The organism is Microbacterium sp. CnD16-F, from assembly GCF_024124465.1.
Lineage (GTDB): Bacteria > Actinomycetota > Actinomycetes > Actinomycetales > Microbacteriaceae > Microbacterium > Microbacterium gawkjiense.
Genome location: NZ_JAMXSA010000068.1, coordinates 1 through 12,475 on the forward strand (window position 1 = coordinate 1; position 12,475 = coordinate 12,475).

Below are 12,475 nucleotides of genomic sequence, written 5' to 3' on the forward strand. Positions count from 1 at the left end.
GCCCGCACCCGAGCTCGTGCCCGCACCGGCACGTGAAGCCGCGCCCGCGCCCGCACCCGAGCTCGCGCTCGCGCCCCAGGTCGTGCCCGCGCCGTCGCCCCGGTGGGGCCTGCGCTTCGACACGGGGGAGACGGTCGCCGTCACCGGGCCGCTCCTGATCGGTCGCGATCCCGACCCGGCGAGTGCACCGGGTGCCGAGCCGCACCGCCTGCTCGACGAGAGCCGTTCCCTCTCGAAGACCCACGCACTCCTGACGCCCACCACCCACGGGCTCGAGGTCGTCGATCGCGGGTCCACCAACGGCAGCGCGGTCGTCCGTGCGGGCGTCGAGACCGCGGCCGTCGTCGGGGTGGCAGTCGCCGCGGCCGTCGGCGACACCGTCCGCCTCGGAGACCGCCTCGCCGAGGTCGTCGCACTGTGACCGTCCTGCCCGCACCCGTCCGCCCGACGCGTCCCCACCCCCTCGGAGAAGAGCAATGCGGCTGAAGCTCACCCTGCACCGGCACGACAACGACCCCGTCGACATCGTCGTGACCGCCGACTCCACGGCGACCGTCGGCGACGTCGCGCGGTACATCGCAGCATCCGATCCCGCCCGGTCGACCACTTTCGCCGAGGACGACGTCCTCACCCTGTCGGTCGCGCCGCCGACCGCGTCCCGCGCCGTCGAGCTGCCCCACGACCTGCCGATCGGCGAAGCGCCCCTCGGGTCGGGGTTCGCGGCATCCATCGTCAACTACGGCGCCGGATACATCCGCGCCGGACGCGGCGAGACCGTGGGCATCCTGCGAGCCACCGCCGGGCCGCTCGCCGGACAGGAGTTCGCCCTGTCGGCAGGTCACGTGACCATCGGGCGCGACCCGAGCAACGACGTCGTGCTCACCGACCCCATGGTCTCGAAGCGCCACGCGCGACTCGAGGTCGGTGCGCACGCCGAGGTCGTCGACCTGAACTCCGCCAACGGCGTCCTCGTCGACGGCGTCGAAGTGCAGCGTGTGCGCGTCGAGGACGGTCGGCCCTTCGTCATCGGCGCGACGACGCTCGTCGTCTACCTCACGAACGCGTGGGACGGTGCCGCCGCCGACGACCCGATCATCGAGCGTGGCGGCGGGCTGCTGTTCAACCGCAGTCCGCGCGTCGAGGTCCGCTATCCGGGCACGCGCTTCAAGCCGCCGCGCCTGCCCACCGAGAAGATCGGCAAGATCTTCCCCTGGCCGATCATGGTCGCCCCGATCCTCATGGGTGCCGCGCTGTTCGCGCTCAACGGCAACCCCCGCTCGCTCCTGCTGATCGTCATGACGCCGCTCATGGCGTTCGGAAACCTCATCAACCAGTCGGTCCAGAGTCGCAAGAGCGAGGACCACGAGCGACTGCTCTTCGAGCGGCAGTTCGAGCAACTGGAGGAGGACTTCTTCCGCGGCAAGCCCGAGGAGGAGGCGGCTCGCAACGCCGAGGCGCCGGCGGTCGCCGACGTCTTCGAAGAGGCGATGCGGCTCGGTCCATTGCTGTGGACCCGACGTCCCGAGCACTGGAACTTCCTCGCCCTGCGACTCGGGACCTGTTCGCTCCCCGCGCGCAACGGGATCGACGACGCCGAGACGCCCGACGGCCTGCCCGAATACATCGACCGCGTCGATCGGTTGCGGCTGCGCTACGAGATGGTCGACGACGTCCCCGTCTTCGAGACGTTCCCCACCTCCGGTTCGATCGGCATCGCCGGTCCGCGCGCGCTCGTGGCCGATGCGATGCGCGGCGTGGCCGTGCAGGTGTTCGGCCTGCACGCGCCCAACGACGTCGTGACCGTCGCCTTCTCGGACTCGTCCTGGACGCCCGAGCTCGAGTGGCTCAAGTGGCTTCCGCACACGACCGCCGAGCGCAGCCCGTTCCGCGCGGCGCCGCTGGCCGATTCCGCGCCGAGTGCCGCGGGCCTGCTCAACTCGCTCGAGGAGTACGTCCGTCGTGCCTCGGGCGGTGGCCGCGAGGGCGAGCCCCGTGGCCCGTTCAAGGACGACTGGAATCCCCTCCTCTACGGGACGGATGTCGCTCGTGCCGCCGAGGACCGCGTCCGCACGCCCCCGATCTCGGTGGTCGTCTTCGTCACCGGCGATGCGCCGGTCGACCGCGGGCGCCTCACCGACGTCCTCGAGCGGGGCGCCGACCACGGTGTCCACGCCGTGTTCATCTCCGCGACGGTCGAGTCGCTGCCCGCTGTCTGCCGCAGCTTCATCGAGCTGCGGAACGACCTCGCCGATGCGCGGGTCGGTCTCGTCCGCAACGGCGAGGCCTTCGAGCACGTCGCCGTCGAGGGGGTCTCGAACGCCTACATGGAGATGTTCGCGCGACGCCTGTCGCCGGTGGTGGATGCCAGCACGGTCGTGCACGACGCGTCCGACATCCCCAACTCGGTCAACTTCCTGCAGCTCATCGACCCCGCGATCGCCGAGAACCCGCACGCGGCGATCGAGCGCTGGCAGCAGAACAACACGATCGTCGACCGCACGCCGACGCCGCGGCCCCGTCTGAAGAAGGCCGGAACGCTCCGCGCGATCATCGGGCAGGGGCCGAGCGACGCGATGGCGCTGGACCTGCGGACGCAGGGACCGCACGCGCTCGTGGGTGGCACGACCGGTTCGGGCAAGTCCGAGTTCCTGCAGGCGTGGGTGCTCGGCATGGCCGCCGCGCACAGCCCCGATCGCGTGACCTTCCTCTTCGTCGACTACAAGGGCGGCTCGGCCTTCGCCGACTGCGTCGACCTGCCGCACTGCGTCGGTCTCGTCACCGACCTCAATCCGCACCTCGTCCGCCGGGCGCTGACGAGCCTGCGCGCGGAGCTGCAGCACCGCGAGCACCTGCTGAACCGCAAGAAGGCCAAGGACCTCCTCGAACTCGAGAAGCGCCAGGACCCGGAGTGCCCGCCGTCGCTCGTGCTCGTCATCGACGAGTTCGCCGCCCTGGCCTCGGAGATGCCCGAGTTCGTGGACGGCGTCGTCGACATCGCCCAGCGCGGCCGCTCCCTCGGCATCCACCTCATCATGGCGACCCAGCGCCCCGCCGGCGTCATCAAGGACAACCTCCGCGCGAACACGAACCTGCGCATCGCCCTCCGCATGGCGGATGAGGCGGACTCGCGCGACGTGGTGGACGACGATGTCGCGGCGAGCTTCCCCGCGTCGGTCCCGGGGCGCGCGATCGCCAAGACCGGCCCCGGCCGCCTCGTGCCGTTCCAGTCCGCCTACACCGGCGGCTGGACGAGTCTGGAGGACACCGCGGTCGCCGAGGTGCGCGTCGCCGAGCTGCGTTTCGGTGCGGCCGCCGAGTGGGAGCCCGACCGCCCCGCCGAGTCGGACTCGCACGAGGAGGACCTCGGACCGAACGACCAGAGGCGCATCGTGTCGAACCTCGTGACCGCGTGCGAGGTCGCGGGTCTGCCACGCCCCCGTCGTCCCTGGCTCGACGACCTGTCGGCGCTGGTCGACCTCGCGAACCTCGCGAACGAGGGCGACACCCGCATCCCCATCGCCCTCATGGACGTGCCCGAGAAGCAGCAGCAGGAGCCGGCGTTCTTCGTCCCCGACCGCGACGGATCGCTCGTCGTGTACGGCACGTCCGGGTCGGGCAAGTCGACCGTCCTCAAGACGATCGGTACGGCGGCGGGCATGCGACCGGACCGCGGCCGGGTCAACGTCTACTGCCTGGACTTCGCGACCGGCGCGCTCGGCGCGCTGTCGGCCCTCCCGCACGTCGGGTCGGTCGTCGACGGCTCGGACGTCGAGCGAATCCAGCGTCTGCTGCGCACCCTCGACGGCGAGATGGACCGCCGTGCGTCGGCGTTCTCGGCGGCCAGCGCCGCGACGCTGCAGGAGTATCGCGAGATCGCGGACCCGAACCTCCCGCGCATCATCCTGCTGATCGACAACTTCCCCGAGTTCAAGAAGGACTGGGAGGTGGCGCCCGGTCGCGGCCCGTTCTACCGCACCTTCATGCGTATCCTCGGCGAGGGTCGCACGCTCGGGGTGCACACGGTCCTCACGGCCGACCGCGGCAACGCGGTCCCGAGCGCCGTCGCCTCGAACATCTCGCGCAAGGTCGTCCTGCGGATGGGCGACCCGTCGCAGTACATGCTGCTCGGCACTCCGCGCGACGTGCTCGACGAGCAGTCCGTCCCCGGCCGCGCCGTCATCGACGGTCACGAGGCGCAGATCGCCGTCCTCGGCGGGACCTCCAACGCCGTCGAGCAGACGAAGGCGCTCGGGGTCCTCGGCGACAAGCTCCGCGCGGAGGGCGTGCGCGATCTCCCCGAGATCGGTGCCCTGCCGACGGCGGTGCCGGCCACGGACATGCCGGCCCGGGTCGACGGGATGCCGGTGTTCGGCGTCGCCGACGACACCCTCTCGGCGCACGGTTTCGAGCCGATCGGTTCGTTCGTGATCTCGGGGCCGCCGGCATCCGGTCGCACCAACGCTCTCAAGTCGCTCATCATCGCGATGGAACGCTTCGACCCGGGCGTCCAGCTCTACCACTTCGGCAGCCGGCGCGCCGAGCTCAAGGACTTCCGTCCGTGGGTGAAGAGCGCCACCCGTCCCGACGACGAGAAGGAGTTGGCCACCGAGCTGGCCGAGCTCATCACGCGGGATGTATCGGACGGCCGCATCCTCATCGTGATCGAGGACATGCCGCACCTGTCGGACGGCCCCGCCGACCGCCCGATGCGCACCCTGCTGCAGGCGATGAACGACAGTGAGCACATGCTGATCGGCGACGCCGAGATCTCGCGGGCGAGCGGCAGCATCGGTGTGCTGGGGGAGTGGAAGGCGGGCCGTCAGGGCATCGTCCTCAAGCCCGACACGTACGACGGCGAGGCGATCTTCAAGACGCCGTTCGGCCGGGTCAAGCGGTCGGACTTCCCCGTCGGTCGAGGCATCTTCGTGCAGGCGGGTCGCTCGGTCACCGTGCAGATGCCGCTCGTCGCCGATGTGGCACCCCCGCCGCAGCCGACCGTCGCGCCCCCGACGACACGGGCGGCCGCCCGCGAAGCGGTGACGGCGGATGCCGCGGGTACGACGCTCGGTGCCTGACCCCCGATGAGCCGGGGACTTCTCCCCATGTACCTCACGGCCGATCTTGCCTACTCTCGCTGGGGAGGTGATGCGCCGTGGGCATGATGCTGCCGAACGAACTGATCTGGGTGATGGAGAAGCTCGGATTCGAATGGCCCGACGTCGACGAGGACGAGCTCCGGCGCGGTGCGCAGATCATTTCGCACTTCCGGGATGACCTCGAGGACTCCCTGCAGGCGATCGACCGGAAGGTGAACGGCGACCTGGCCGCGGCGATGCGGGGCCAGGCAGGGCCGGCCTTCGTGTCTGCGTGGAACACCAACCGTTCGCAGAACCTGCAGAAACTCGTCGACCTGCTGGGGCCCGTTCCGCCGGGAATGGACATCGCAGCGGGCGTCGTGCTGGGGCTCAAGGTCAAGGTCATCGCCGACGTCACGACGACGATGATCGCGTTGGTGGGCATGCTCACCAACCCGATCACGGCGGCTGGTGCCGGCCCGATGCTCATCATCAAGAAGAAGCTTCTGAACGCCGCGGTCGATGTCGCGATCGAGCAGGCGCTGAACCAGATCCTGCCGACGGTCATCGAGCCGCTCGCCGATGAATTGCCCGCCGTCGTCATGGCCGCGCTGAACGCTCCCGTCGTCGAGGCCGTGGCCGGCAACCCTGATGAGTTCTACGCCGACCTGCAGGCGCTCGAGCACTCCGAGGAGGAGCTCGATCTGCGCGCGGCCGACATCGAATCGTTGATGGACCGGCTCATGGCCGACCTCGCCGGACTGAACATCACGGGGGACTGACACATGGCTCGAGTCGGAGACGAACTCATCAAGCCGATGCTGCGGGCGCTGGACGACATCCCGGTCCACGGTCGGCAGCTCGGCGAGATGGTGCGAGGCTTGCGCGGCAAGCAGCGACGCAACCGCGACGGTGTCGAAGACATCGACACGTTCGATGTCACCTTGCGTCCGTTCAAGCGGAACAAGAAGCACGACCCGGTCGAGTACGACCGTCAGTACAACGAGCAGATGGATGCCCTGCAGCAGATGCCGCTGTCCGACTGGCTCCGCAACCGTACGGAGTACGTGCAGAACGGCCGGACACCCGACTCGCTCCGGGCGCAGGAGTATGCGCGGGAGCTGTCGTTCGAAGAGAAGGTGACCGAGCTCGTGGAAGCCGGCCAGGACTACGACGATGCGTATGCCTCCGCTACCGACTGGATGCGTACCCAAGCGGCGACGCACCGCCTGGATGGAATCGCCGGTGGGGACGTCACGGACATCTCCGGTGTGGGTGACTCACGGGTCAACTCGTCACTCGGATCGCAATGGCGCACGCGTGTGGGTGACATCGACCAAGCTGTCGTTCGGTATCTGGAGGCGAACCCGGGTGTCGACATCACCAGGGTCTATATGAACGTCGTCATTCGATAGGTTGTGGGAATGATCGAGATTGCTGACTTCGTCGAGCACGCGCCTGTCGCCCCCGACGTCATCGCCGCGTATCGCGATCGGGTACCCCCGGAACTGGTCGAGATCTGGGAACAGTACGGATACGGCACGTTCGGTGAGGGTTTCATCCGCGTCATCAATCCCGCCGTCTACGAGGCGGAGCTGGGGGACCGGCTCGGCAAGACCCAGGGCGACGGTATCGCGATCCCCGTCATGGTCACCGGTCTTGGCGATGTGATCACCTGGGAACCCAGTATGGGCGGCCTGATCGCGCTGATGTTCCGTAGCAATCGAGGCGCGGGTTTGGGCAAGGTGTCCAGCTTCCTGACCTTGACGCGTGCAGGCGGCGCACGTCACCTTGCGCGTGTTCTGGACTGGGGTGTATTCCCACAAGCGGTCGCGGCCCAGGGCGCGCCGGACTTCGACGAATCGTTCATCTTCGTTCCGCTGCCTTCCATGGGTGGTCCGGGCACAGTCGACACTTTGCAGAAGCGGCCGACGATCTCCGCCATCCAGGTCATGGTCGATCTCCAAGGGCCCATCGGTCACTGATCGACCACACCTGGGTTCTTCCCTAGGTTGGAAACCGTGGTAGAGATCGCAGATTTCGTCCCGCATGCTCCGGTGGAGCCGGAAGTGATCGCTGCGTACCGTGACCGGGTTCCCGCAGAGATCGTCGAGATCTGGGAGCAGTACGGTTACGGCACGTTCGGGGAAGGCTTCATCCGCGTCATCAACCCCGGCGTGTACGAGGCGGAGCTCGGCGACCGCATCGGTAAGACACAGGGTGACGGGATAGCGATCCCCGTCATGGTGACCGGGCTGGGAGATCTCATCACGTGGGAGCCGAGTCTCAACGGGCTCGTCGTACTCATGTTCAGGAGCAACCGCGGGACGGGGATGGGCAAAGCCGCTACTTTCCTCGGTCTGTTGAAGCTGGACGGCTCGGATTACTTGTCGGAGAAGGTCGGGTGGGATGTCTTCCCTGAGGCGGTCCAGCAGCAGGGGGCGCCCGCATTCGACGAGTCGTTCATCTTTGTTCCCCTTCCTTCCTTGGGTGGGTCGGGCACGGTCGACACTTTGCAGAAGCGTCAGACGCTGTCGGCTATCCAGGTCATGGTCGACCTGCAGGGGCCCATCGGTCACTGACCGGCCGCACCTGGGTTTGTCCCTAGGTTGGAGACCATGGTTCAGATCGCAGATTTCGTCCCGCATGCTCCGGTGGAGCCGGAGGTGGTCGCTGCGTACCGTGACCGGGTTCCCGCGGAGATCGTCGAGATCTGGGAGCAATACGGCTACGGCACGTTCGGTGAGGGGTTCATCCGCGTGATCAACCCTTCAGTGTTCGAGGCTGAGCTCGGCGATCGGATCGGGAAAACCCAGGGCGACGGTATCGCGATCCCCGTCATGGTGACCGCCCTGGGCGATCTCATCACCTGGGAGCCGAGCGTCGATTCACTCGTTGCGATCATCTTCCGGAAGTTCGAGACGGTGGGTCTGGGTTCGCCCAAGACCTTCCTCGGCCTGACTCGCCTCGACGGGGCGGAGCACCTGGAAGAAGAATTCGCGTGGGACCCCTACCCGGAGGCAGTTGCCCGTCAAGGGGCCTTGACGTTCGACGAGTCGTTCATCTTCGTCCCGCTGCCGTCGTTGGGCGGACCTGGCACGGTCGACACCCTGCAGAAGCGCCCCACCATCTCGGCCATTCAAGTAATGGTCGATCTGCAGGGTCCCGTCGGTCACTGAAGTCGGCCGCGCCTGGGGTCAAGACTGTCCGCTGGCTCGAGTCGGAGACGAAACCACCATCGTCATCGTCGATAGGTTGTGGTCATGATCGAGTTCGCTGACTTCGTCGAGCATGCACCTGTCGAACCCGAGGTCGTGGCTGCCTATCGCGATCGGGTTCCCGCGGAGCTGGTCGAGGTCTGGGAGCAGTACGGCTACGGCACGTTCGGGCAAGGTTTCATCCGCGTCATCAATCCCGCGGTCTATGAGGCTGAACTCGACGACCGAATCGGCAAGACCCAGGGTGACGGTGTGGCGATCCCCGTCATGGTCACCGGGCTGGGAGATCTCATCACCTGGGAGCCCAGTCTGGGTGGACTTGTGGGTCTCATCTTCCGCGAGAACAGAGGCGTCGGCCTGGGGGATGTCGATTCATTCCTTCTTCTCACCGAGGCGTTGGGCGTGGACCATTTGGCCTCGGAGTTCAACTGCGGCGTCTTCCCCGAAGCGGTTGCAGCGCAGGGCGCACCCGACTTCGATGAGTCGTTCATCTTCGTTCCCCTCCCGTCGTTGGGTGGGCCGGGCACGGCCGATACCCTCCAGAAGCGTCAGACGCTCTCGGCGATCCAGGTGATGGTCGACCTGCAGGGCCCGATCGGACACTGATCCACGCGGCCGTTCGTGCTGGGCGAAATATAGGCCCTGGAAGGTGGGTAGTTCTCCCCATATGTGGCTCGGATGTCCTTCGCTAGCATCGGTGACGCGGGGGGATGGACAAGGTCCCCGCACCACGACGACACGCTGGGAGGCGGGTTCATGGCTCACGATTTTGGTGCAACATACAGCGAGATGGAGAGCGCAGCGCAGCGCCTGCGCGATGGTCGTCAGACCGTCACCGACACGCTGAAGGAGCTCCAGGGCATCATCGACGACCTGGTGCAGGACGGCTTCAAGACCGAGAACGCGTCCGAGGCATACTCGACCGCGTACTCGGAGCTCACGACGTCGCTCGACGACGCCGCCGAGGCCGTCAACGACATGGCGCAGGCGCTCGACCGCATGGCGGACCGCATCCGCGACACGGACGCCGAGCTCGCCGGCGGTTGATCCCTCCAGACGCTCACGGGCCGCGATGCGATCTCATGATCCGCATCGCGGCCCGTCGCCTGTGTTCACGATGATTAGGATCAGGATGACGAACGGAGTGTCGCGACGATGACCACCTCGCAGACCTACTGGTACAACCTCTCCACCCAGTCCGTGGTGCGCGACGACGAGCGCCCGTCGGAGGACTGCCTGGGCCCGTTCGCCAGCGCAGCCGAGGCGGAGGACTCGCCCGCCGTGCTGCTCGAGTACGCGAAGAGCTGGCTCGAAAGCGAAGAGAGCGAGCCGTACCGGCAGATGGCCGAGGAGCTCGGCGACGACACCGACCGCATCTGATCAGCGGATGCGAGCTTCCCGCCGCACCGCGGTCGTTGCTGTCGCGGTCGCCGTCCTGGCGTTGAGCGCGTGCGCGCCGGCGCTCCCGCCGTCCGTCGTCCCCGACAGCACGGTCACCGTCGGCTGGGCCGGTCCGGTGACATCCCTGAACGCCCGGGTCGATCCGACGCCGGGTAACCACGACATCGCGGCGGTGACCCGATCGTCCTTCGGTCGCGTCGTGGACGGTGAGGTCGTCCCGGACGAGTCGTTCGGCACGGTCCGCATCCTTCACGAAGACCCGTTCACCGTCCGTTACGACCTGGCGGAGCCGTCGTGGTCGGACGGCATCCCGCTCGACGCCGCCGACCTCGTCCTCGGATGGGCGGCATCCGTGGGTCTGCTGTCCGAGGACGGCCCGTCGGATGCCGCGCTGGCGGCGCCCCGTCCGAGGATCGACGAGTTCGCGCGGTCGATCGACGTCACGTTCGCAGCCCCGACCATCGCGTGGCAGACCGCGGTGTCGGCGGACGCCCCGGCGCACACCGTCGGCATGCGTGCCTTCGACCTCGACGACCCCATGGAGGCGAAGCAGGCGGTCATCCGGGCCGTCCTCGAGCGGGATGCCGGTGCCCTCGCCGCGATCGCGGAGGTCTGGAACACCGACTTCACCGTCTCGGGCGACACCGTCGACGCCGATCTCGCGCTCTCGAGCGGCCCCTACGTCGTCGCCGACATCGAGGACGAGGGTGCGAGCGTCACGCTGGCGCCCAACCCGGCCTACACCGGTGCGGCCGCGCCCAAGTTCGCCGACATCGAGCTCGTCCCGCGCGGCGACGATCCCGTCGCGGCGGTGGGGGAGTCGCTCGACATCGTCTCCCTGAGCCCGACCCCCGACGACCGGGAAGCCGTCCGTCAACGCGAGCGACGGGACTTCGTCGTGCAGACGACGCACGACGGCACCATCTGGACGCTGCTCCTCAGCCCCGACGGGATCTTCACGGAGCGCGCCGCGCGCGCGGCCTTCCTGCGTGTCGTCCCCGCCGACGAGATGGTCGCCGCCGGTGCGGGCGAGTGGGCGCAGGTGTACCCGAAGACCACGTCGATGGTCACGGCGCCGGGGTCCCGCGCCTTCGACGTCGTCACGGAGGATTCCGGATTCGCCGAGGCGCTCGGCACGCCGGCCGACGACGCCGCCCTGGACCGGACGGCGGCGGGTGTCCGCGACGACGCGCGCGTGTGCGTCCTCTACGACTCCCGCAACGGCTTCGCCAAGGGGGCGTTCGGCGCTCTGAAGACGGCGGCCGCCGAGGCGGGATGGGACGTCGTCGACTGCGCCACGGACGACCTCGACGCCGCCGTGAAGGCGCCCGGGTGGGATGCCGTCATCCGGCGCGTCCGCGTGCCGCAGACTCCTCGGGCCATCGCCCAGCAGTGGGGCACCGACGGATCGTCGAGCCTCGTCGGCCAGGCCGACCCCGCACGCGACGAGCTGATCTCGACGCTCCAGCAGACCGTCGACGTCTACGCCGCGCGGGATCTCCTCGCCCGGATCGAGTCGACGATCGTGCAGGCCGCCGTCGCACGGCCGCTCGCCGCCGTCCCGCGCGTGACGATCGTCGCCCCTGACGTCACCGGGGTCACGGTGCGCGACGGTGACGACGCTCCGCTGCTCTCCGACGTCGCAGGGTGGACGCCCGCCGGCTGAACCGCGGCATCCGCTGTCGTGTCCGATTTCCGCGAGTCGGCGTCGGTGGCGCGTGTCAGGCTGGAGCCATGACGATCGCGCCGATGACCTTCGACGAGCGGTACCGCGCGATCGACGCACGGGACGCGCGGTTCGACGGACAGTTCGTCACCGCCGTCCACTCGACCGGCATCTACTGCCGACCGAGCTGCCCGGCCCGCACGCCGAAGGCCGCGAACGTCACCTTCTACCCGACGAGCGCCGCCGCGCACGAGGCCGGTTTCCGCGCGTGCAAACGCTGCCTCCCCGAGGCGACCCCGGGCTCGCCGCAGTGGAACCTCCGCGGCGACGTCGCCGGTCGCGCGATGCGCCTGATCGCCGACGGCGTCATCGACCGGGAAGGGGTGTCGGGGCTCGCACGGCGTCTCGGCTACTCGGAACGCCACCTCACGCGTCTGCTCGCCGCCGAGCTCGGGGCGGGCCCGCTCGCCCTCGCGCGGGCCCACCGGGCGCACACGGCCCGGACCCTGCTCGTCGACACCGAGCTGCCGATGGCCGACGTCGCGTTCGCGGCGGGCTTCGGCAGCATCCGTCAGTTCAACGACACGATGACCGAGGTCTTCGCGCTGTCGCCGACCGAGCTGCGCGCGAGGCGGCGGGGCGGGACCACGACCGCCGGCCGCATCGACCTCGTCCTGCCTGTCCGCGAGCCCTTCGACTCCGTCGGCCTGTTCGGGTGGATGCGCGCCCATGCGATCCCGGGTGTCGAGGTGGGTGAGACGGCCTCGTTCGCGCGCACGCTCCGGCTGGACGGCGGGCCGGCGTGGTTCGAGGTGCGGCAGGATGCCGCGGGACGAATGCGGCTGCGCGCCGACCTCGCCTCGTTGCGCGACCTCGCCCCGCTCCTGTCCCGCGTCCGTCGCCTGTTCGACCTCGACGCCGACCCCGCCGCCGTCGACGCGGCGCTCGCCGCGCACCCCGAGCTGCGGCCCCTCGTCGCGCGGGTGCCCGGCGTGCGTCTGCCCGCAGCGATCGACGCGGACGAGATGCTCATCCGCGCGATGATCGGCCAGCAGATCAGCGTCGCGTCGGCGCTGACGGTGATGGGCCGCCTCGCCGCCGCCCTCGGCGAGCCC

General features: G+C 68.9%; 12 protein-coding genes. All 12 read left to right on the forward strand.

Annotated features, from left to right (window positions below; translation table 11 throughout):
* A partial coding sequence (locus NH287_RS13630; protein WP_253036053.1) for an FHA domain-containing protein occupies nucleotides 1-421 on the forward strand: 421 nt, incomplete at its 5' end.
* A 55-nt stretch (nucleotides 422-476) separates the two neighbouring features.
* A complete protein-coding gene (locus NH287_RS13635) occupies nucleotides 477-5,075 on the forward strand; it encodes an FtsK/SpoIIIE domain-containing protein (protein ID WP_253036054.1) in 4,599 nt (1,532 codons plus the stop codon).
* Nucleotides 5,076-5,158: 83 nt separating this feature from the next.
* Nucleotides 5,159-5,857, forward strand: a complete 699-nt coding sequence (locus NH287_RS13640; protein WP_253036055.1) for a WXG100 family type VII secretion target — start codon at nucleotides 5,159-5,161, stop codon at nucleotides 5,855-5,857.
* A gap of 36 nt (nucleotides 5,858-5,893) precedes the next feature.
* On the forward strand, nucleotides 5,894-6,490 hold the full coding sequence (locus NH287_RS13645; RefSeq protein ID WP_253036056.1) for a polymorphic toxin type 15 domain-containing protein: 597 nt from the start codon (nucleotides 5,894-5,896) through the stop codon (nucleotides 6,488-6,490).
* A 9-nt stretch (nucleotides 6,491-6,499) separates the two neighbouring features.
* Nucleotides 6,500-7,060, forward strand: coding sequence for a GAD-like domain-containing protein (locus tag NH287_RS13650; RefSeq protein WP_253036057.1), 561 nt, complete (start codon nucleotides 6,500-6,502; stop codon nucleotides 7,058-7,060).
* Between the two features lie 36 nt (nucleotides 7,061-7,096).
* Nucleotides 7,097-7,657 carry a GAD-like domain-containing protein gene (locus tag NH287_RS13655; RefSeq protein ID WP_253036058.1) on the forward strand — a complete coding sequence of 187 codons (561 nt, stop codon included), beginning with the start codon at nucleotides 7,097-7,099 and terminating at the stop codon, nucleotides 7,655-7,657.
* A gap of 36 nt (nucleotides 7,658-7,693) precedes the next feature.
* A complete protein-coding gene (locus NH287_RS13660; RefSeq protein WP_253036059.1) occupies nucleotides 7,694-8,254 on the forward strand; it encodes a GAD-like domain-containing protein in 561 nt (186 codons plus the stop codon).
* 84 nt (nucleotides 8,255-8,338) lie between these two features.
* The gene (locus tag NH287_RS13665; RefSeq protein WP_253036060.1) at nucleotides 8,339-8,899 is read left to right on the forward strand and encodes a GAD-like domain-containing protein; all 561 of its coding nucleotides are present in this window, start codon (nucleotides 8,339-8,341) and stop codon (nucleotides 8,897-8,899) included.
* Between the two features lie 150 nt (nucleotides 8,900-9,049).
* Complete coding sequence (locus NH287_RS13670) at nucleotides 9,050-9,340, forward strand: WXG100 family type VII secretion target (protein ID WP_231370862.1); 291 nt, start codon at nucleotides 9,050-9,052, stop codon at nucleotides 9,338-9,340.
* Between the two features lie 108 nt (nucleotides 9,341-9,448).
* Entirely contained in the window at nucleotides 9,449-9,673 is a 225-nt protein-coding gene (locus NH287_RS13675; protein ID WP_064001283.1) for a hypothetical protein, read from the forward strand.
* 7 nt (nucleotides 9,674-9,680) lie between these two features.
* Entirely contained in the window at nucleotides 9,681-11,360 is a 1,680-nt protein-coding gene (locus NH287_RS13680) for an ABC transporter substrate-binding protein (protein ID WP_253036061.1), read from the forward strand.
* Nucleotides 11,361-11,428: 68 nt separating this feature from the next.
* Nucleotides 11,429-12,475: bifunctional transcriptional activator/DNA repair enzyme AdaA (locus NH287_RS13685; protein ID WP_253036062.1), on the forward strand; the 1,047-nt coding region annotated here is incomplete at its 3' end.